Annotated in this window: 15 protein-coding genes; 2 read left to right on the forward strand and 13 right to left on the reverse strand. The window is 48.7% G+C overall.

Going from position 1 to position 21,638, the window contains the following annotated elements:
* Positions 1 to 91: 91 nt before the first annotated feature.
* The 7 genes from TH61_RS05245 to TH61_RS05275 form a co-directional block, all read right to left on the reverse strand.
* A complete protein-coding gene (locus TH61_RS05245; protein ID WP_066506771.1) occupies positions 92 to 1,570 on the reverse strand; it encodes a glycoside hydrolase family 30 beta sandwich domain-containing protein in 1,479 nt (492 codons plus the stop codon).
* 133 nt (positions 1,571 to 1,703) lie between these two features.
* Positions 1,704 to 3,137 carry a glycoside hydrolase family 30 beta sandwich domain-containing protein gene (locus TH61_RS05250; RefSeq protein ID WP_066506777.1) on the reverse strand — a complete coding sequence of 478 codons (1,434 nt, stop codon included), beginning with the start codon at positions 3,135 to 3,137 and terminating at the stop codon, positions 1,704 to 1,706.
* Positions 3,138 to 3,233: 96 nt separating this feature from the next.
* Entirely contained in the window at positions 3,234 to 4,700 is a 1,467-nt protein-coding gene (locus TH61_RS05255) for a glycoside hydrolase family 30 beta sandwich domain-containing protein (RefSeq protein WP_071887783.1), read from the reverse strand.
* 173 nt (positions 4,701 to 4,873) lie between these two features.
* The gene (locus TH61_RS05260) at positions 4,874 to 6,601 is read right to left on the reverse strand and encodes a SusE domain-containing protein (protein WP_197464096.1); all 1,728 of its coding nucleotides are present in this window, start codon (positions 6,599 to 6,601) and stop codon (positions 4,874 to 4,876) included.
* A 132-nt stretch (positions 6,602 to 6,733) separates the two neighbouring features.
* Positions 6,734 to 8,188, reverse strand: coding sequence for a RagB/SusD family nutrient uptake outer membrane protein (locus TH61_RS05265; protein ID WP_231862305.1), 1,455 nt, complete (start codon positions 8,186 to 8,188; stop codon positions 6,734 to 6,736).
* A gap of 42 nt (positions 8,189 to 8,230) precedes the next feature.
* On the reverse strand, positions 8,231 to 11,503 hold the full coding sequence (locus tag TH61_RS05270; protein ID WP_066506789.1) for a TonB-dependent receptor: 3,273 nt from the start codon (positions 11,501 to 11,503) through the stop codon (positions 8,231 to 8,233).
* 146 nt (positions 11,504 to 11,649) lie between these two features.
* Positions 11,650 to 12,663 (reverse strand): FecR family protein, encoded by a 1,014-nt coding sequence (locus TH61_RS05275; protein WP_066506792.1) that lies wholly within the window; start codon positions 12,661 to 12,663, stop codon positions 11,650 to 11,652.
* A 225-nt stretch (positions 12,664 to 12,888) separates the two neighbouring features.
* Here TH61_RS05275 and TH61_RS05280 point away from each other — a divergent pair, with 225 nt between their 5' ends.
* On the forward strand, positions 12,889 to 13,485 hold the full coding sequence (locus TH61_RS05280; RefSeq protein WP_066506800.1) for an RNA polymerase sigma-70 factor: 597 nt from the start codon (positions 12,889 to 12,891) through the stop codon (positions 13,483 to 13,485).
* A gap of 318 nt (positions 13,486 to 13,803) precedes the next feature.
* Here the strand turns inward: TH61_RS05280 and TH61_RS05285 are convergent, their stop codons facing one another.
* Positions 13,804 to 14,022 (reverse strand): helix-turn-helix domain-containing protein, encoded by a 219-nt coding sequence (locus tag TH61_RS05285; RefSeq protein ID WP_231862306.1) that lies wholly within the window; start codon positions 14,020 to 14,022, stop codon positions 13,804 to 13,806.
* A 129-nt stretch (positions 14,023 to 14,151) separates the two neighbouring features.
* Here TH61_RS05285 and TH61_RS05290 point away from each other — a divergent pair, with 129 nt between their 5' ends.
* On the forward strand, positions 14,152 to 14,952 hold the full coding sequence (locus TH61_RS05290; RefSeq protein WP_066506802.1) for a hypothetical protein: 801 nt from the start codon (positions 14,152 to 14,154) through the stop codon (positions 14,950 to 14,952).
* 468 nt (positions 14,953 to 15,420) lie between these two features.
* Here the strand turns inward: TH61_RS05290 and TH61_RS05295 are convergent, their stop codons facing one another.
* The 5 genes from TH61_RS05295 to TH61_RS05310 form a co-directional block, all read right to left on the reverse strand.
* The gene (locus tag TH61_RS05295; RefSeq protein ID WP_157600560.1) at positions 15,421 to 16,194 is read right to left on the reverse strand and encodes an NARF domain-containing protein; all 774 of its coding nucleotides are present in this window, start codon (positions 16,192 to 16,194) and stop codon (positions 15,421 to 15,423) included.
* 69 nt (positions 16,195 to 16,263) lie between these two features.
* Positions 16,264 to 18,399 carry a ThiF family adenylyltransferase gene (locus TH61_RS05300; RefSeq protein WP_066506809.1) on the reverse strand — a complete coding sequence of 712 codons (2,136 nt, stop codon included), beginning with the start codon at positions 18,397 to 18,399 and terminating at the stop codon, positions 16,264 to 16,266.
* Positions 18,392 to 19,345, reverse strand: a complete 954-nt coding sequence (locus TH61_RS05305; protein ID WP_066506816.1) for a hypothetical protein — start codon at positions 19,343 to 19,345, stop codon at positions 18,392 to 18,394. Before TH61_RS05305 ends, TH61_RS05300 begins: the two co-directional genes overlap by 8 nt.
* Positions 19,346 to 19,460: 115 nt before the next feature.
* Positions 19,461 to 19,634 carry a hypothetical protein gene (locus TH61_RS18215; protein WP_197464097.1) on the reverse strand — a complete coding sequence of 58 codons (174 nt, stop codon included), beginning with the start codon at positions 19,632 to 19,634 and terminating at the stop codon, positions 19,461 to 19,463.
* Between the two features lie 1,403 nt (positions 19,635 to 21,037).
* Positions 21,038 to 21,475, reverse strand: a complete 438-nt coding sequence (locus TH61_RS05310) for an SMI1/KNR4 family protein (protein WP_066506822.1) — start codon at positions 21,473 to 21,475, stop codon at positions 21,038 to 21,040.
* Positions 21,476 to 21,638: the final 163 nt, after the last annotated feature.

Genomic DNA, 21,638 nt, shown 5'->3' on the forward strand with positions numbered 1-21,638 from the left:
CCCCTTAGAAAATACTAAGGGGCTTTTTGTTTGACTGTAGATTTGAAATTTTAAGTTACTCTTTTACAGTGTTTATCCATAAGTAATGAAATTACAAGACCAACGTGGCAATGGAGTGCGGAAGGCTGGTGGCATCAGCGGCCTTGCCATTAATCCAGAGTTTGTAGTCCAGTTTCTTGTCTGTGGTGTTTAAAACCACTACTGCTACCTGCCCATCAGGGTTTAGGAAGGCGGTGGTTTGCAGGGCATCCCGGTTAGAAGAACTGATGATGCGCTTGGCACCCGGTTTCACAAACTTAGAGAAGTGCCCCAGGTAATAGTAGCTGTTGGTGTAGTGCACCTTGCCCGTTTTAGTGTCTGCGTGGATGGGCGCGAAGCAGAAGTTGCCTACGTGGTTGGGTCCTCCGTTTTCGTCTAAGACCATGTTCCAGTCTGTCCAGGCCACCGTGCCGGCGTTGAAGTCATTCACCATAGAGTAGCCGTATTTCTCACCCAGCGCCCAGTCATTGATGCGGGAGAACTGGAATTTCTCAATACAGCCTTCGGTGAAGATCAAATTGGTGTTAGGGAACGTCTCTTTCACCTTTTTGAGGTTATCAAAAAGCATGTCGCTGCCGGTCCAGGTTTCATACCAGTGGTAGCCAATACCCCATACATATTTGGCGGCCTCCGGGTCATTCAGCACGGTGCTGGCGCGCTGGTAGATCAGATCACGGTTGTGGTCCCAGGCGATGAGTTTCTTGTCTTTCATGCCACTCTTGTGCAAGGTGGGTCCCAGGTATTCTTTGATGAAATCGCGCTCCTCTTCGGCGGTGAAAATACAGGACTCCCAGGTTTGTTTGGCCATGGGCTCATTCTGCACGCTCAATCCCCAAATGGGAATGCCCTGCTTTTCATAGGCGTTCACAAACTTCACAAAGTAGTTGGCCCAGTTCTGGCGGTACTCTGGCAACAGCTTACCGCCCTGCAGCATGGTCTTGGTGTCTTTCATCCAGGCCGGCGGGCTCCAAGGGCTGGCGTACATGGTTAACTTTCCGCCGGCGGCGGCAATGGCCTGCTTGATGAACGGAATGCGGTACTGCTCATCATGCTTCACGCTAAAGCTTTTCAGCTCTTTGTCATTTTCGTCCACATAGGTGTAGCTTCCGCTGGCAAAATCACTGCTGTGAATGGTGGTTCTGCCCAGGGTGTAGCCAATGCCGTTGGTAGGGTCATAATAGGCCCGCATGATTTCGTCCTGCTTGTCCTTCGGCATTTTGGCAAAGGTCTCTGCCGTGGCATCTGTAATGGCGCCGCCAATCCCCAGCATGGTCTGGAAGGTCTTGCTGGGGTCTACAAACACGCACACCTGCGTTTCCAGAGGCTGACCAAACTCTTTAAACTGGAGAGTCTCTGTTTTGGCTAGTCTGTGCTCGGTATTCTGCGCGGTGGTATAGACCGTGACCGCTCTGCTCTGCAGTTGAAATGGCTGGCTATTGCTTTTGCTTTGCGACGGATTGGTCTGCGTACAAGCCCCCATCAGCCCAAGGGCCATGAGGGAGAAGGATACAACCGGAAATAGTTTCTTCATCTTATGAATCAATGAGTGATTGAATGATTTAAGGTAGACGTGGGTAAATGAAAGTTAGGCCGTTTTTGGCCTGTTTTGACGAAAACAAGCCAAAAACGGAATCTTACTCAGCCGTCTGTTCTCTTCTTTTAAATTACCAAACATACGTCCCTACCGCACCCACGGGCAAGGTAGTGGAAAAGCTTTTATCGCCTTGCTTAATCTGGAAAGTCTGCGCAGAGGCTCTGTTGTTCAAGACCACCACTACCCGCTCTCCCTTGGGGGTTTTAAAAGCTACGTTGGGCAAGCCTTCCAAGACATTGGACCCAATTCTTACCGATCCTGGACGCACAAACTTTGAGGCGTGCGCAATCACATAGTAAGCAGGATTGCGGGTAATCTGGTCTCCATTAACGGTGATGGCGCCCAGACACTGGTTGCAGCCGCCGGGGGTAAAGGGTCTCTGCTGAGGATCAGCGGCCAGGTTCCATTCCAGCACGTTGCGCGCCCAGTTGCGGGTAGCTCCAATGATCAGTTCGCGCACGTGCCATTTCATATCCTCGGGGAAGTTGCCGGGCGCGCCAATCCACTGCTCCGTGAAATACACATTCTTGTCTGGGTGCGCGTTGTGCACGTCTGCCATTGCCTCAATCTTACCGCCGTACAGGTGAAAGGCAGAACCGTCAATGTACTTTTTGGCCTCGGGGTCATTCAAGATACTGATGGGGTAATCCGGGCGGTCCAGGTTATGGTCATAGATGATGATTTTGGTCTTGACGCCGGCCTTCTGGAAAGAAGGGCCCAGATGGTTCTTTACAAAAATGGCTTGGTCTTGCGGCAACATGAGCAGGCTGGGGTTGTTGCCTGGGTGCAAAGGCTCATTCTGGACCGTGATGGCATCAATCTTAATCCCTTCTTTGGCCATTTCCTGCACGTACTTCACAAAGTATTTGGCATAGGCATCATACCACTTCGGCTCCAGGCTCCCGCCTTTGGAGTTTTGGTTGGTCTTCATCCAGGTAGGCGGCGACCACGGAGAACCCAAAATCATGATGTCTGGATTGATGGCCAGAATCTCCTTGAGCACCGGAATCAAAAACGCGCGGTCTGGCGCCAGGCTAAACTTCTCTTGGTTGGGGTCTGTCTGTCCTTCAGGTAGATCGTTGTAAGAGAAAACTTTCTCATCCAGGTCAGAGGCGCCAATGCTCACCCGCAGGTAGCTGATGCCAATGTTGGTTCCGTCTGTGGCGAACAGTTCTTTCAAGAGAGCAGCCCGCGCGCCAGGAGTCACCTTGTGCAGATGATAGGCACTGCCACCGGTGAGCGTATAGCCAAACCCGTCAATGGACTGGAACGTCTGGCTGTCATCTACTTCAATAACAGGACTCTGCGCACCTTCGCTTTTTAGGAAAGGCAGCGCCGTGGCCTGCTTTTGGAACAGAACAGTTTTATCTGCGGTGGTCAGCCAGAGCTGCGCAGCATCAGATTTAGACAACTGCCCGGTTTTAGTGCTGCAACTGAACAGGCCGCCTAGCAAAAGAGCTAGGCTTACCTGTCTCAACCAACGCTTTTGGGGGAATAAATTCATTTGATAAGAGTTTGAAGGTGATGAAAATTGTTATCCTCAGCCTGTAAGGTTTTCTGTCCAATGGAACCCTTGCAGGCAATGGAGCAATGAAATGTGCTACCAGACATACGTGCCTACTGATCCTGCCTTGAGGGTGGATGTGACAATCTGGTTTCTGTACCTAATGTTAAAGTTTTGCGCAGCACCGCCGTCATTCAAGACAATCAGGACTTTCTTGCCGTCTGTGCGTTTAAACGCGACGCTTTGCAGAGGACTGAACAACTCATTGTTAGTCGCATTCCTCAGAGAGCTTTGCACTCTCACAGAGCCGGGCCTTACAAACTTGGCGGCGTGGGCAATTATGTAATACGCCACGTTGCGAGTGACACTACTAGAATTAATGGTCACTGCGGGCAGGCAAGAATTGCAGCCCCCCTCTGTGAAAGGCCGGTTGTTCTGGTCTGCGGCCAGGTTCCACTCCAAGGCGTTTTTACTCCAATTGCGCATGGTCCCAATGATGACGTTAGACACGTGCCACTTTAAGTTAGACGCAAAGTCTCCCTCATTGGCGCCCACCCATTGCTCCGTGAAATACACGTTCTTGTCTGGGTGCGCATTATGCACAGTAGTCATGGCACTCACGTTGCCGCCGTACAAATGGAAGGCTGAACCATCCACATACTGCTTGGCCGCCGGGTCATTCATAATACTAATGGGGTACTCTGGCTTGTCCAGGTTATGGTCATACAGAATAATCTTGGTAGCCAGGTTGGCGGCTCTCAAGGCCGGCCCAATGTTGTTTTTCACGAAGGTCAACTGATCCGTAGCCGACATGTACATGCTGGGATTATTGCCGTCATGCAATGGCTCGTTCTGGATGGTGATGGCGTCAATGGTGATCCCTTGCGCCTTCATTCCCTGGATGTAGTTCACCAGATAGGTAGCGTAGTCATCATAGTACTCTGGTTTCAGGTAACCGCCTTTGGGGCTGTTGTTGCTTTTCATCCAGGCCGGAGGAGACCATGGCGAAGCCAGTAACTTAAGCGTAGGGTTGATGGCCAGAATCTCCTTGAGCACCGGAATGTAATAGGCTTGGTCTGGCGCCAGGGAGAACGCCCCGCCCATCTGGTCTTGGTAGGAATACACCGTGGGGCTCAAGTCTGAGGCGCCCAAGTTCAACCGCAGGTAACTGGTGCCAATAAAGGTGCTGTCAAAGGCAAACAACTCTTTCAAAAGCTCCTGCCGGCTAGCCGAAGACATCTGGCTCAACACCAGTGCACTGCCACCGGTCAAGGTATAACCAAATCCGTCCACGGTCTGGAACGTCTGGGTGGTGTCTATGTCAATGGTGAGGTTGTTGTTGGTCTCTGCTTTGAAGTTTAAGGCTACACCCTGTCTTTTGAACAGGACGGACTTGTCGCCGTTGGTGAGCCAGAACGCCACTTGGCTAGCACTGGACACCACGGGCGGTGGCGGTGGCGGGGCCGGCGTTGGGTCTGATTTGTCACCGCAACCAGCCAACAAACCGGCAAGCAGGACCGCCCCTAAAAATGATGATACTCTATTTGAAAACGGGAAGCTCATAAAACGCTTGGTAAAAAGAAAGGCAAGAACACCTCTGCTACATGCTACTTGGGTGAACTTCCGTTTTTGGCCTGATTTCTAGAAAACAGGCCAAAAACGGGAGCAACCCTTTAGTTCGATCTCAAAAAAAAGGGAAGCTCCTGTGTTATTGGCAGCAGCTTCCCTTGTTAATGTTATTGCTTCACAAATGAATACTCGGCGGTTTTGTAATCTGGGGTTACTGTGATGGTGGCTTTGTAAGTACCCGCCTGCGTTACGCCTTTAAAGTTAGGGCCGCCGTTGGTCATGGTGCCGCTCAACGCCGTTCCGTTAGAGCCGAACTGAACATCCCAAGGGGAATTAAACTTGAGGTCATAGTTGGCTTTAAGCGCGAACGTGCCTTCAAAGGTATAAGGGTGCTTGTAGGTCATGAGGTACTCGTTGCGGGCATCCCAGCCTCCGCCGGCATCGTCCCAATGGAAGAGCTTGATGTTGTAGTACTTCCAGGTGAGTTTGCCCGTGGCGAAGTTGATGGTTATCTGGTAGGCTTGGTCACGGGTGACGGCAATAGGAGCGCTGCCTGTGCCAAAATCAACCGGCACGGTGACGGCGTCTGCGTCTGGCGTAGTGGTTTCACCTACTTTGGCGGTGGTAGTGAAGGCGGTGCCAGAACCATCATTGGCAGCATTAAGCGTGTAGGTCTTACTCTTCTCTAGAGCTATAAACCCATTGGTCTTAAAGGTGGTACCGTCTTTCACCAGCTCGGCTACCACGGTGCCTCCTTGCAGCAGGTACAATTTGTCTGGCATGGCGGCAGGCGGCGTCACCGTCTCATCTTTCACGATGGAATAGGTGTACTGCTCACCATTTAAGTTCATGGTGACAATGTGCTTGCCAACCGCCGTAGCCGGAATGTCTTCAAACGTGCCGGCGGCCGCCTGTGACTCCATCACCAATTGGTTGGTAGTGCCTTTCACGCGCTTCATCAAATACCCCCAGTCGCCGTTGGCCCTGAAGATGAAGCCCTCTGTTTTTTCAATGTCCACTGAGGTCTGCCACACGCCGTTTCCTTTGTATTGCAGGGGTTCGTCTCCGCCCCAGCCGGCGGCAATGGCGCTGCCCACCATGCTCCATCTGTCAATCTTCAGGAAGCTGTAGGTGTTGGTGTTCAGGTTGACGGTTACGCGGTAGGTGCCGGCACCGGGGGCGGCAATGGCGGTCCCGTTCTTGCGCAGGCCTCCGCCGTTGGCGGCTCCGTATACCAAGGACTGGGCGTTCTGCTGCGAGTAGATTTTAAACGTTCCGCCGCTGGTAAAGCTGGTGTAGCCTTCAAACACGTGCGTCTGGTTTCCATTGGCATCCTTTAAAGGGCGCAATTGAATGGCCTGGGTGACGTCTGTCCCTTTTTCTGTGGCTGAGCCTGAGATGTACAGCGTGGTAGGATGGGTCTCATGGGCAAACCGTGTGATAGAAACGGTCTTGCTGGGTGAAACGCTCTCTTTGCTCAACGACTGCGCAATGACCGCCCACTTCAGTTTGACGGTGGTGTTGGCATCATACCCCGCCGCCGACAGCGCCTGGTCTAACTGCGTGGCCGTTGGGGTGAGGAACTGGTTTTTACCGGCGTCTCCGGTGGCCATGGTGAGAATAGGCGTTTTGAAATCTGCGTTTTCGGCTGAGTCCAGGACCAGCTTGTAGGTGACGCCGTAGTTCTTGCTGGACATAGCGGCTCCCCACTCAAACCGAACGGTAGCGTCTGGCTTGGTCTCATCTAAGGTGATGGTGGCATTTTCTGCGGGATTGCCCAACACGGCTGAACTCAGCTCCCAGTTGCCCACTGGTTCAATATTGTCTTTTTCTTCACAGGCGCTCATCACAAAGAGCAAGGCCACCAGATGAAAGAATGCGTTTATCTTTTTCATGATATAGAAGTATGGTACATGAATGACTTGAAAATACAGCTCCTGCCGGTCTTCCGTTTTTGGCCTGTTTTCATGAAAACAGGCCAAAAACGGAAGACCGAAAAACAGAAACATGAATGCAAAAAGCTGGTCTTAGTTGTATCCTGGGTTCTGGACCAAGTTAGGGTTGCGGTTAATCTCTGACTGCGGAATAGGCAGGAACAGTTCATGCGCCTTCACGCTGTAATCCTTGCGGGTATTGGTTCTAAGGTCAATCTCGTTGAGGTTGCCCATGACCTGCGCCGTCACGCCAAACCTTCTGAGGTCGTCCCAGCGCTGCCCCTCCTGGGCCAGTTCTAAGCGGCGCTCGTTCAAGATGGCCGTTCTCATGCTTTCCTTAGAATTGGCCGTGGTGTTGGCCAGGTTAACTCTCTTCCGGACAAGGTTCAAAGCGGTTTTGGCATCCTCTAAGCGTCCTAGCTCATTCAAGGCCTCGGCTTTTAAAAGAATGATGTCTGCCAACCTGAAGATGTACTGACGGTTGGTGCTGGCCCAACCGTTGGCGCTTTTCCAGCGGTAGGCGAAGGGAACACTGCCGCCCGTACTCACAGACCAGAACTCATCTGCCCAAGGCGCATTCTCAAACAAGATGGTGGTATTTTTCCGCACGTTGTCCTTTTCAGCGTCATATGCATTCACCAAATCATGCGAAGGCGTCATGAATTTGCGCCAGGTGTCACCGCTTAAAGAAGGTGGCAACAGCATCTGCGGACCCCAGTTGGCTTCTGTGCCTCCTGTGAACTGCACTTCTAGGATAGATTCTGCATTGTTGTAGTGCGTGCCGTCAAACAAGTGCGTGAAGGTAGGTAGTAGCGAGTAGCTGGCTGGGCTACTGATCACGGCATCTGCGTACTGCAACACTTTGTTGTAGTCGCGGTCTGGGCGCTGGGCCCAGGCCTTTGCCAACAACGCATTGGCTGCTCCTTTGGTAGCACGCGCTTTGTTGACGCTGGCGTCTCCGCCGTAGGTGTCTGGCAAACGGTTGTCCAGGGCAAACATCAGATCTGTCACAATCTGGTTATACACCTCTACCTCGGTTGCCTTCGGTTTTTGGGTGGTGGCAGGATCAAGGGAGTTCACGGGTTCTAACACCAAAGGCACACCGCCCCAAAGCTTCACTAATTGGTAGTAGTGGTAGGCGCGCAAGAAAGCCGCCTCGCCTAGAATCTGCGCCTTTCTGGCATCTGTCAACTTAGGGTCTGTGATCAATGGCACCTTCTGCAACACTACATTGGCCTTAGAGATGGCGTTGTAGATCTGGCTCCAGTTGTTCCAAAGACGGCTATTGGTGGGCGTAATGTTGATGTTGTCCACCGCAAAAATCTCTGCGTTGTCACCGCCGGCGTAGTAGTTGTCAGAGAGAATCTCACTGAACACCAGGTTGTCCCAGATATAATATTCTGCTTGGAAAGACTCATACACTCCTACCAATGCCGCTTCTGCATCATTCGCAGATTTGTATGCATTGTCTGCGGTGAGGTCAGAGATGGGGTCTAAGTCTACAAAGCTCTCACAGGCCGGGGCTCCTCCTAAAAGGATGCCTGTCATTATATAAAATCCTACTTTATTAAGTTTCATAATGGCTCCTGATTAAAATGAAATGTTGAGACCAATAATCAAATTGCGCGTCTGCGGGTACGTACCAAAATCAATGCCCTGCACCAGGTTGCTTCCGCCGAAGGCGTTCACCTCTGGGTCAAAACCGCTGTAGTTGGTAAGCGTCAAGAGGTTCTCACCGGTGGCGTACAACCGCACAGAACTCATCTTGACCTTAGAGAGCAAGGTACCTGGCAAGTCATAGCTTAAGGTGAGGGTCTTTACCCGCAGGTAGGAACCGTCCTCCACAAATCTGTCAGACAGACGGGTGTTGTCAGTATTGGCCCAAACTGCTTTAGGGATGTTGGTGATGTCTCCGGGTTTTCTCCAGCGGTTGACCACATCCACAGACTGGTTTTTAGGGTCAGACATGCTCTCCATCTCAATGCGGGTGGCGTTGAAAATGTCATTGCCCTGTGAGCCTTGCAAGAATACGCTCAACCCAAAGTTCTTGAAGGAGAAAGAGTTGGTCATGCCATAAATGAAATCTGGGTTGGGGTTACCAATGACCGCTCTGTCATCTGTGGCAGGCGTGAACGTGCTCTCCCCGTTTTTATCCAGGTAATATGCCATACCGGTGGCTGGATCTACCCCGCCATACCGGTAACCATACATCAAGGCAATGGGCCCACCGGCTTTGGTGTAACTGATGTCGCCTCTGCTGGCCACGCCACCGTTGATCAAGGTCTCACCAAGGATGTCAATGATCTCATTACGGTTGAAGGAAATGTTGAAATCTGTGTCCCATACAAAATCATTCACCAGGTTGTGCGTGGTTAATTGAAACTCAAGCCCTTTGTTCTCTAGCCTGGCAATGTTGGTCAAGCCGTTGTCCAAGCCAGTTGAGTGCGGAATAGGTGCTCTGAACAGAAGATCGGTGGTTTTTTTGAGGTAAGCATCAGCTGAAAGCATGATCCTTGAATTTAACACCGCAAGGTCTACCCCAATGTTGGTTTGGTTAGAGGCCTCCCACTTCAGGTCCCGGTTCTCAATGGTAGAAGGATACGTGCCGGGCAGGATGACGCCGCCAATTGGATAGTTGGCTCCCACGCCCACCAAGCCGCGGTACGCGTTGCTGCCAATGTTGTCATTGCCCACCATGCCCCAACCTAGACGCAGTTTTAAATCATTCACGAAATCTGGCAGAGGAATAAAGTTCTCCTCAGAAAGTCTCCAGCCCAAAGAGAAAGAAGGGAAGTACCCAATCCTGTTTCCTGGCCCAAAAGAGGAAGAAGCATCTGCCCTGAAATTGGCAGTCAGCAAGTACTTACTGGCAAAGTCATAGGTAACCCGGCTAATGAAAGAACTGTTGGCTTCTTCACTTTTATCTGCGCTGGCAGACTGAATGGTAGCTCCCGCGCCCGGGGTAGTCACAGAAGAACCTGCAAAGCCTGTCCGTTCAATAGAGGCGTTTTCCCATCTGTATTTCTGCAATACGCCGCCCACCATTACACTAAAATTGTGTTTGTCTAGGGTCTTGGTATAGGACAAGGTATTGTCCAGAATCCAGTAGTTGGTGAGGTTGGTGCCGTACCGGCCAATGCCTTGTCTGGCGCGGCCATAGCTGGTTCTGAACGGATCTAGGAAATAGTCATTGGTAGCATTGATATAGTCAATACCTAAGCTAGAGCGGTATTTAAGGCCATCCAGGATGTTAACCTCCCCATACACATTTCCTAAGACACGCTGGTTTTTGTAGTTGCGGTCAGAGCCGTCTGTTGAAGAAATAGGGTTCTCCCAGTCTTGGAAGGGGTTGCTGGTAAACGTACCGTTAGGGTTGTACACACCAATTACCGGAGGCGTTGACAACACGCCCAAAATAACCCCGCCCTGGTTGACGGCCTGGTTGTCTGCCACGTCTACGTCATGGTAGCGCACATAGCTCAAGTTGGTGCCCACGTTCAACCAATTGTTAAGCTTCTGGTCCAGGTTCACCTTGAAACTTCCTCTATCCATGGTAGAGCTGCGCACGGCGCCATTCTGCTCCATCCAACCGCCAGAAATGTAGTAATTGGTCTTCTCTGACTTTCCAGACACCGCTAACTGGTAATTAACGGAACGGCCATTTTGAAAGACCTCTTTCTGCCAGTCTGTATTTTCTGTGTAACGCGCCCAGTCCGTGTTCTGTCCTAGCTCAGTCATCAAGTCGCGGTACTGCTCGCCGTTTAATACATCCAGGGTATTCCACACCTGAGAGAAGCCGGTATAGGTACCAAACTCAAAGGTGGGCTTTTCTGACTTGCCCTTTTTAGTGGTGATGAGGACTACCCCGTTGGCTCCCTGCGCTCCATAAATAGCAGCAGAAGCCGCATCTTTCAAGACAGAAATGCTTTCTATGTCTGCCGGGTTGATAGATCTGGTATCTGAGGCTGGTACGCCGTCCACCACATACAAGGGTTCACTGCTGGCATTCAAAGAACCTGTTCCCCTAACCCTGATGCTGAACCCCGCCGAAGGCTTTCCAGAGTTGGTTAATACCTGCACCCCAGCGGCTTTGCCTTGAATCAATTGCCCTACCTGGGTATTAGGTCTAGACACAAAGGCCTCCTCAGAAACAACTGCTACTGCACCGGTAATGTCTTGCTTCTCTTGGGTACCATACCCAATAACCACTACTTCTTGCAGGGTTTTGGCGTCTGGGGCAAGGCTGGTGCTAATGACTGTGCGGTTCTCTACCGCTACTTCTTTGGTCAAGTAGCCAATGTAGGAAAACGTGAGGGCCCCTGACCCGTTGGGAAGGGTAATGGCGTAATTACCGTTCACGTCTGTGGAGGTAGCATTGGTGGTTCCTTTCGCCAATACGGTTACCCCTGGTAGACCGGCTCCGTTCTCATCAGAGACCTTACCGGTTACCTGAAATACGTTTTGCTGTACGGCATAGGCTTTTGGCTGAGAAACGGGTCTTTTCTTGGACCGTACGTGTATGTTGTTGCTGATTTGCTTGAACTCCAAGTCTGACGTTGAGCTTACCTTGTCCAACACTTTGTCTAGGGGCTCATCTATTGCTTTTACAGAAATGGAGGTCTTCTGCGGGATTTCATTTTCATCAAAGGTGAACTTGAAAGACGTTTCAGCCTCTACTTTCTTGATGAAGTCCTGCAAAGTGCCATTGGTAAGAGAGATGGTAATGCGGGCTTTTTGAAGAGCCGTAGGTTCATTGCCTTTTGCCGCGGCCACCGCCGAGGAAAAGGTGACCGTAAGCAGTAAAAGAACAGCCACCATTCTCTTGGCACGCTCTTTTAATGAACAGTAAAGGTTTTTTTCCATAAATTGGGTTTCATTTAATTTAGGTTAGATGGATTGCCTCTTTTCAAGCCAGATGCGCCAACACGAGACTTGAAGAGGAGTGGACAGGTGGGCCACCCAGTGGCCTGCCTGTTAAATGCCTAGGTATTATGCCATGCCCCTCCAGATTAATTGAATGTGATATTTACTTTTTCACCGCTCACCTCATAAGTGAAGTTCTTCACAAACCCAATTCCCTCCAGTACTTTAGGTAAACTCTGGTCAATATATTCACCGGTGTAGCTCCAGCTTTTTCCTTTGCCAGGCACTACGCCCGTCACCTCTACATCCACCCCGTACCAATTCTCAATCCTGGTCACCACTTCATCTAAGCTGGCATGGTTGAAATACAACACCCCGTCTTTCCAGCCCAAGGTTTCTCTGCTATTAAAGTCTGAGACCGCATATTGGCCGTTCTTGCTGTTGAATAAAATCTGTTGCCCTGGGGAGAGGTTCGTGATTTTCGATTCTTTATCTCCCATCTGTTTACTGATCCTTACCAGACCAGTGGCCAGGGATACAGAGATGGAAGTGTCTTTAGGCTGGTAGAGTATGTTGAAGGAAGTGCCCAGCGCTTGAGTAAGAAGCACGCCAGACGTTACCACAAATGGGCGGCTTTTGTCTTTTGCCACTTGAAAGAAAGCCTCGCCCTCTAAGGCAATGTCCCTTTTATTTGAGGAGAATGACTTGGGATAGGTGATTTTACTCCCAGAGCGCAGTACCACAGTAGATCCGTCCTCCAGGTTGATTGTCTTTTGCTCTCCGGCTTTGGCCTGCACCGCTACCATCTCAACCACTTCAGGCTTATTAAAATAGGAGGCTAAGAACCAGATAAAGCCTATTGGCAACAAGATGGCCGCTGCCACCTGCCACCAAGTCTTACCCATCCCTCTTTGAATGGAGATCACATCAGACTCCTGCTCCACCGCAGTGTTTTGGATTTTGGCTTCAAGGGTACGCCAAGCCTTGTCTTGGTCATGCCCCGTGTCCGTTGTACCCAGAGAGGTTTTGGCCCAAATGCCCTTTAACTCTTCTTCCTGACCTGGAGTAAGTTCTTGGCTCTTAAACCATTCCAAGACAACAGTCACTTCTTCTGGAGTACAGGCACCCTTATAGTATTTATCAATTAACTCTTGATTCATGTAACAGATGTAATGTGCGGTTTCTATCTATACACATGAACCAGACCTAGCACCACCTCTAGATTTCAGATTTTTTAACAGAACCGTCCATTTTTGTTTTTTATCTAATTAGGTCTATATTTAACGGGTATATTTTATGGTTTTCCTAAACCATTCCTCAAAGGAAAATATGCTCCTAACCGACGGTGTTGGATGGTATAGCTCAGCTTTTTCAGGCAGACAATCATGCAGGCAGAAGAAAAAAACAGCAACAAGGCAGACATTGAAGCACTCACTAGAGGTGATGTATCTGCTTTTGAGCGCCTGTTCAAATGCTTGGAGCCCAAGCTATATGCCTTTGCTTACAAGTTGGTCCGCAACAGAGAAGATGCCGAGGAGATTGTACAGGAGGTTTTCTTGAAGACTTGGGAGCGAAGAGCCTCCTTAGATCCTGCCCAGGGCTTGGAAGGTTACCTTTTTAAAATAGCCAAACACTTAGTGTACAACAAATCCAGACGCCACGTCTATGAGTTTGCATTCAGTAAGTATCTGGCAGATTATGGAATTGTGGCAGAGGACTCTACCCAAACCACCCTTGAGCACCAGGAGCTGGTAGAACTGTTTGAGGAGATTTGTGCTTCTATGCCACCCGTGAGGCGGCAGGTCTTTGCCATGAGCCGCACCGAAGGACTATCTAACCATGAAATAGCCACGGTTCTCAACACCAGCAATAGTAATATTGAGAACCACATCAACAAGGCTTTGAAACTTTTGCGTGAGAAGTTCAGGAGCTATGACATTGTGTATGCAGTCGTGCTTGCCTACCTGCACTCTCTTCTTTGATTCCCATTAAGACAATGCCTTAGCCTCCGCTTTTGGCCTAAATTCAAAGAAAAAGGTCGAAAACGATTCACTGTAAAAAAGGCCAAAAGCATGAAGGACTCTGCACACCTTTAAACTTATACACTTGAGATGGTGGAAAAGAAAAGAGGCAAACCAGATTTCTCTAGTTTGCCTCTTGTAGGTAGACTCAGAGGTCGAAATATCGAACTTTCTGCTTCAAGATTTAGACTCTTTAGAGAAATTCTTCAATAGTAGTAGTTTCGATTCAGGAGTCTAATATTCTTCCTTTAAGCAACTTTTTACCCCTGGTTTTTATAGTCACCCGAGTTCTTCTCGCAGATCTTCAAAGCCCTGCGAGAAGAACTCGGCAAGGCTAACACCTAGATATTGGCAGACCGCCTCAAGGGTGCTGAGCGTCACGTTAGCCCTGCCAGCCTCTAGTCGAGCCAGGTGGATGCCTGTGTCGTGGAAGACCACCTCCAAGGTCACGCCCTTCGCCTCGCGCAGCTGCTTTACCCGCGCCGCCGCCGCGTCCATAAGCCGTTGGTTTCTCAGTCTTGCCATTCCTTGCGGCAAGCTGGCGAAACCGCAGTTTTATTTTAATGACATACTTGTCATTAAAGGGTATGAAGGGTAGATTTGCCTGAGTCAGAAACCACTCCTCACATGAACCCTAACTGCGACATCCACTATTTCTCTGAGACCGGGCACAATGCCCTGAGCCTATTATACTGGACCTTCTGGCCCGAGGGCAGCAGGAGCCTAGGGCCCATATACCCAATCGAGCAGATAGCCGAGATAAGCGGGAAGACAACCGATCAGGTCTTGGAGGCAGTTAGGAGCTCCAGCGCCGCATCCGCCAGATGCGCCGTTTGCCAGACCTCCTTCCCACTAAAAGATAGGGAGGAGCTGGAGCGACTTCAGTATACCTATAACGGATATCACGTAATGTGCACGGGATGTAGCCGAGAGGTAATGGAGAACGCCCCCATCATAAGGGCACTTTACAACAGAAGTCAGCACTACCTCAGACCTATTGTCCCTATAGGAAGAGAAGAGATCTACGAGAAACTTAGCTCGATATTCCCAAATGTGTACCCCTCTATAAGCCCGGCTGCCTTCATCGACGAGGAGACTTCACAGTCTTTCTCCATAGACGCCAAAGAGTTGGAGCTTTTTTACCGTACTCGTTTCTCTTTCGCGATTGCCGATCACGGCAGCAATGTGATAGCAGTCATAGACCATCCCTTCAAGTATGAGCGGGAAGCATGGGCCGTTGAGCTTAGCTATAGGAAAAGACTGATGGCCCATGTAGGAATCCCGTATTATACCTTTCCCGAGGAAAGAAAGCGCTTCTTCACTGCTGAGGTAGCTGGACTTTTGAAGGCTGCGGAACTGCGTAGTAAGTTAGAGGGAACCGGAATGCTGGAGGCTGCAGCTTTTATATCACAGGGACCATCTTTTTAGCAACTATAATCGCTATAAGCAACATTTAGCTTGGGCCTTAATGGATCTCATACGAAATTCATTTTGCCCGTAAAAATGCCAGAAGAGAATCATTTAGCATTATAAACTGTCAAGACAGGGCAGTCATACCATTGTGTTACCAAATCAAAAGTCTCCGTAAATGCCACTGTGCCTTTCTTTAAAAGAAGGCAGTTCCTACGCGACCACAGTTAAATTTATAAAGACCTGTAATACAACAACTTACAGGCCTTTTTTCTTTACTGCGCACATAAGCGTACATTTCTTTTAATTGACCATGTCATATGGCTTGATGATTAAATCACACTCTCATCACAATTCTTATCACAATTGACTAAATCAGTAGGCGATTTTAAACTATACTTTTCTGTTTGAACAACTGTTTTACCCTTATTTTCTCCGAGAACTTTACATCCCTAGGAGAAGATAAGGGAAGGCTTAAATTATAAATTACACCTCTTGCATCTGCTCCTTAAGAATATCCTTAAAAATCAATGTGTTGATTATCTGGTGATAGACTGTAAACCTGGTATTGGCATAATTAAGCTTTTCTTGATAATGAATACTGTCTGCAGGAAGGTCGATCCGCCCGCCGTAGTAGACAAACACATCATCCTGATTGCTATCTTCTAAATAGTTAATAATCATTTCAGCGCTTAAGCCCTTCTTGAAATTGCAGAATATGAGAAGGTCGGACGTAGGGAAGGGTATATAGACTTCAACAGTAGCACACTCGACCTTCTTGAAGCCCATGCGCTGGAGCAAGGACCTCATGATCTCGGTTTCCTCTTCAGACCCACTGACCACCCTAATCAGCTTTTCTTTCTTTACTTTACTTTCAGCTCTTTGATTGTTCACAAGATCCATCAGGGACTGTGTATTCTCAAACAGATGAGTTTGAAGCTTTTCCTTCAATGTTTTTTCTGCGAGTTTCTTCAAGCCCCAGCCAAACTGATAAACCAAATTTATTATTCCAGCGGCTAATAAGAATCCTGAAACTATCGCTAAAGTATTAAGGAGCGCAAGTTTATCATCTATTTCATTTTCCTTTTCCGTAAATTTCTTATCAAGTTCCTGTTGCTTCTTCTGCAGTCCTAGGTTAATTTCTTTTTCTAAATTCTCCACTTTCTTCTGGAGAATCTCTTGGTTGTAAATTTCTAACTGCTGTACTCGATCACTAAGAGGAACATTGGGCTCCTTCGCGTGAACAGAGATACTGAACATGGTTAGGGTAATAAAAAGGAATAGATTCTTCATTTAAATTTATTTTAGTCTTTAATAACTATTAACACATCAGTCACAGGGTGAGAATTTATAAAGTTTGTTCTCGATGAACAAGTAGAAATTTAGCTTCATTTTACCTTTCTGCCCTGATGCAATCAAGAGGATAGGGTTCTTTAATGCGACAGTCGCAGACTCAGCGATATCTTTTAATGACGCAAGGTCCTTTGGCGAGTACTGGCCGCTACCGTTAGGGTGGGAGTGCCATTCTCCTAGGTACTCTGCGGTCTTGCCATTATCCCTTACAAACCTAATCAGCCTCTCATTGAGGTCGTCTGTGTCAGGGGTAAAGGAGACGGGCGTGCTTTTGAATTTGGACGGAAGAACCACGTCAAGCACCATTGCCTCCGAAAGGTCTTCTGAGTACGTGCCCATCAGCAACCCTCCGTACTCGTTTGGGAAGTGGGAATAGGAACTGGATAAGATTGTTTCAACTGCTCTCGAAGACACCCTCAGCCTAAGGCCAGTCTCCGCCTGTACATATTTTTTGAAGGACAACTTGCTATGGGGCGAATTTGTTTCTGCGGAAAGAACGAAGGTTTCAGGTTTCTGCCTATCAGTCATTGATGCATTAATTGACACAAGGGCTTTGTTGAGAAGTGCATTTACCTCAATGTTACTGGCCTCAAATGTGAAGTGCCAGCAACCAGTGCCAGGTTTAAAATTAGGGTAGTGGTCTGCCTGTAGCCAGCTCATGAGCATTGACTTCATCTCAATCAAGCGGGGGCTATCCCACGATGACAGACACAGCAATTGCTTGGCCCTGTTTGTGATAGAGAGGCTAATCACAGGGGCAATGACATTGCCATAGGAAAGCATCTGCAGCACCTGGTTATCGGCAGAGCAATCAAATATCAGGTCATACTGGTTTAAAGCAGCTACCGTATTTTGGTAGCTTCGTCCTTTGGGCGCCGTTGGGAAAATTGCCCCGATTGTTTTTAATTCGACGAATGGAGAGATCTCAAGGAGGCTTGCCCTTAAATTGTAGGTCTTTGGCATGTTCGTCCAGCGGAAAGTCAATTTGCTCCTGCAGATATTGCCTGGCTCAGTCTTGTCGCTGTCAGCCAGGGTAATACTGATGGCGCCCCCGCGAACCAGCATCTCCGCCAATGAGCTCCCAATGGCCCCCGTTCCTATGACCAGAATATTTTTGGATATCAGGGAGCTGTTTAGCATCCCGCGGCCGAAAAATCTATTGTAGCTAGAGTTAGTTGACTCATCCCATAATACAGGCCCTTTAAGGTTCCTGATATGTCTTGGCCGCCGCCTTAAATCCGCTCGCCTGAATTCCGAAGCTGGAACCAATACAAGATCCCAATGCACTTCCTCTTTGCCGTCTAGGGTGGGAATCTTGTACCCCAAGGCCAGAAGTATGTTGTCCCTGAGTCCATCAGGCCCAAAGGTGTATTTCGCATTCCTCTGGCAGAACTCAAGAAAATAATCAGAGAAGGAATGCGGAAGCAGATCGTGAAGCTGTTCCCAGGTATCCATCTTTAGCCGATGCCTCACTACCGGCTCCTTTTCAAGAAGAGCCCATACCCCTTTATATCGTTCACCTGCCTTATAGGTCTCTGACCAACGGGTTTCGATTCCCCCCAGCCTTTGCGCAAGGAGCGTGAAGTTCTTGCCTCTGCCGCCAGGTGCTGGTTGTTGACTGAGAACTGTGTAGGTCATTGCTCCGAACAGACTTTCTCCGAATCTACCAGCCGTTAGATCCTCTGCCGTCTCCGAGAAAAGCAGGTGAGCCCTGCCCTGTGCGTGGAAGGCAGGGTACTCGTAATCCTGCGCTGTGTCATTGACATAGAAATCTTCTATCCACCGGTACAGCTTTTTCACCTCCAAAGTGAGCCTAGTGTGCAGGTGGTCCACGAAAGGCGTGTTTAGGCAAGCGCTTCCCCCCAGAGTTTCTCCAATAGACTGACTTTGATGGCTATACCCTTTGATCGTCCTACAGTAGAAGTGGGCCTCGCCGAAAGGATAGTCCTCCGGAAGGAGAACCTCGAAGACTAAAGGGCCTTTGGCCGTACCAATATTGATACGGCCATGGTAAAATGGATCCCCTTCAAAGGACTTGAATTTCTCCTCCAGCTGGCATCCTTCTAATCCTGCAAAAAAGTCATTGTAGAAATCTGTGTCATTCTTATGCATAAGATGTGGGGGGAAGCTTCGTGGTAGCCTCGCTTTTTCTCTCGTATTGTGAGTTGCTCTTTTTTACCTCCTCTTTGGGATACTTAGGGTTAGCAGGGAAATAGTACTCTATCTTCTTCTCGTCCTTCTCAATCTTCTCCAGCATTTCCTCCAATTCCTCCCTCAATTCTTCTTTCGCCTCTGTGGTTAAACTGTCTGAGACATTGTTGCTGGAGTTCCCGGGATCCTTAAGTGAGATCGTCTTTATATTGTCCCTGATGAATTCCAAAGCCATCTTCAGCCTAGCCCATAGACCCCTCGGTACCTCTTCTGCCTTATCGAATGCCTCCATAGTTAATAATTCAACCAGGAATGATTTTAAATCGAAATCATGGTTAAACTTCCACACCTTGATTAATTTGATGGTGTCTCTCTCGTTTGTCCTCCCAGTAATCTTGTCAAGCTGCTTATGGATATTCGTTTTCTTAGAACTGGGATCATCTTCCAAGTTCAGATAGAGCTTAATGTCGTTCTCGTCAGAGGTGGATTCTGAGGCCAGCTTGCGCCCGGGTGTCACATCGAAAAGCACGTCTTCGCCGTCCACACTGAACTTCAATCCGACAGACACTTTCTGCTTTCTGACTTTCACCAGGTCATCGTCTTCTTTTTTGTAGTTGGAGTTCAAGAAATTGTAAACGGAGTCATGCATTTCTTTTAGAGTGTTGAACCTATCTCTTTTGAAGTGAACACATAGGTCAAGGTCAAACTTTGTGTTGATGGCAGTGCACTTGCTGTAGGATCCTGAGTTTATAATCTTTACTATATCACTGCCATACTCTTCGTAAAGGGCATCTTTTACTTTGTCCCGCTTAGTTTTGTACTTATCCAGGAGGCCTTTCTCCTCATCGCGGTTAATATTGTGCGTATCGAGCACTAATTGAAGGTGTTCGTTTTTATATGTGGACATAAAAATTTAATTAAGGTTAAGGGTGGACGTGCCTTGAAAGACCCATCCGCCCTAGTTTTGAATTATTGTAAGGGATAAAGACTTTTAAGGGCATTTACAACCTTTTAGGCCTCTACTATTTCTCCTTCCTCACCCCCTTAAAGGGGGTACCGTCCGATTTCTGGTCTATGAATTGACCCGTGTTGGTGTCCCTCTTGACCCAGCGCTCGTTCTGCGGGTTGAAGGTTTGGGAGCGCTGTCTCACCGCCCCGTTTCTGTGGCCATCTCCGGCGGGTTTGTTAGTAGCCATATCTATATGGTTTTTGATTCTGAATGATTAAAAATGCTATATCAAACGGCCATGCCTGGCGCATGCGTCCCCTGGCCAAGAATGGGGCTGGGGAATACCGCTGGTGCATGCGCTGCCGAGGAGGTTACCGAAAAGGCGTACCTTTCCCTTTACACCGGCTAAGTTGCCGGGCAAAAGGCACACGCGTGCCTGAAGGGAGGTATCCTTCCTTTTCGGGGTGGGGCCTGTGCCGACTTGGGCGCAGGTGCCCTTATGATGTGGGTGGGGGTTCGTAGCTATCCTGCCATAGTCATTTACTTTCGTTCAGTATCTGACTTGAAAGAGGCGCAGATATTCTACCTGAGGGGATGAGGGCCTCAACCTTTGGACGTTTAGTTTAGCCGGGAGGGCAGGCTGGCTAGGCCATAGAAGGGATTCCAGAGGGGTGTTGCATAAGGCAACTTTTAGCGTACCTTTGCGTTCCGATTGGAGGTGCATCCATTCTAAGCAGAATCCTGCAAGATTCTGACCCGTTCAAGGCCGGCATACCATAGAGAATATGGGGATGTTGGCCTTTTTCAGTTTTTTAGCAAATGGCGGGCCAAACGCCAGGCCCGTCCAAAAAAATATAAACATTCTCCATCTTTACCTGTTTTGTCATGCTTTGCCTGACATTGTACAGTTTGCAATGGAGTGTTATCAGCCACCGTGTCAGTCTATTCTAACCATGGCATCGGATTTTGATACTCTAATATCCGGAAAATAACCCATATTTCTAAGAAAAATGCCTTTTATATTAGCCATTTGCTAAAAATGGCAGACTTAATTCCCTCGCTAGCAGGGCGGGGTATACTTTGGAGGCTTAGGTTGCTAACCCGATCCGTATTTCGCCTTCGCAGTGATCGTAACGTGACTAATTTGTTTGGAATGTTGAGTGCATGTTGATGGATCTTCAATGCTTGGTTCTATTGGTAGCCACCAGCAAGGCTTCTTAAGACTGGAAGGGTCTAATATGAGTTACGCAGTCAGTAGCTATGGGCTAGGCAGAGGCAATGCGATTTTATACAGTATGAGCAGTTTTCTAAAGCGTTTAAACTCTGCTCTATAAATTACATTATGTTAATTTGGTCGATTCGACACCTTAGTTGGGTACGGGTAGGCCATATTAGATAAGTTTATTCTGGTCAAAGGCTCTGGCAAACCCGGGCTTTCTGTCGTTACTCGAGGGACCTAAGCTTTCAGAAGCCTGTGTCTGCCCTCTTCTCATTAAACCCGTCTATGCAGAAAAGCATCTATTCGGAGCCTTCCCTGCGCGCCTGAACGCCGTAAATTCACGCTGTAGAACCCTTTAAAGTGCGCAGTTGCATCGTTGACTGATGCATGACTATTGTACCTTATTGTTAGTTTTTAACTCTTGCAGAGCATCAGCCTTCAGCCTCATCAAACCACTCCTGGCCTTTATCAAGCCGCTGCAGGAAATCCGTAAAGGAATCCCCGATGGGAATATGATAATCTTGACTTAAGTCAACAAAAGGTGTCAGAACTACCTTTACCTCCTCCTCATTGACTCTTTCCAGCGCGATCAGTTCCCCTGCCCCGTTAGAGCCTATCCCGATGGTGGCAGGAAGATTCTCAAGTATGAGATACCCTTCGTTCTGTTCGACCAAGTCTTCTAAGTCCCACAGCTGGACATACTCCTCCCCAATTAGTTTCTCAAAGCCTTGGTAGTTCGTCAAAAAATCAGTGTAATCTTTTGGAAGGCTTATCCCTGTTTTAACCTCTACCTCTTCAATTGTTGAGTTGGCTAGTCCTGTGCGCCTCGGAACTTCGTACTTAGCGAGGATTTCTTCTATATGTGTCATAAGGTGGATGGGTTTCTTTCACTATATGTTCACGGTCGCCGGACCCTTCTCTGCGCATTCCTTTTCACACTGTATACCGGCCTTAGTCCATGGTGTAAATTACATACTATACCCTTTAATGTGTGGGCAGGTGACAACAAATTAAAATGCGCGCGTGGAGGCC

Source organism: Rufibacter sp. DG15C (genome assembly GCF_001577755.1).
Taxonomy (GTDB): Bacteria; Bacteroidota; Bacteroidia; order Cytophagales; family Hymenobacteraceae; genus Nibribacter.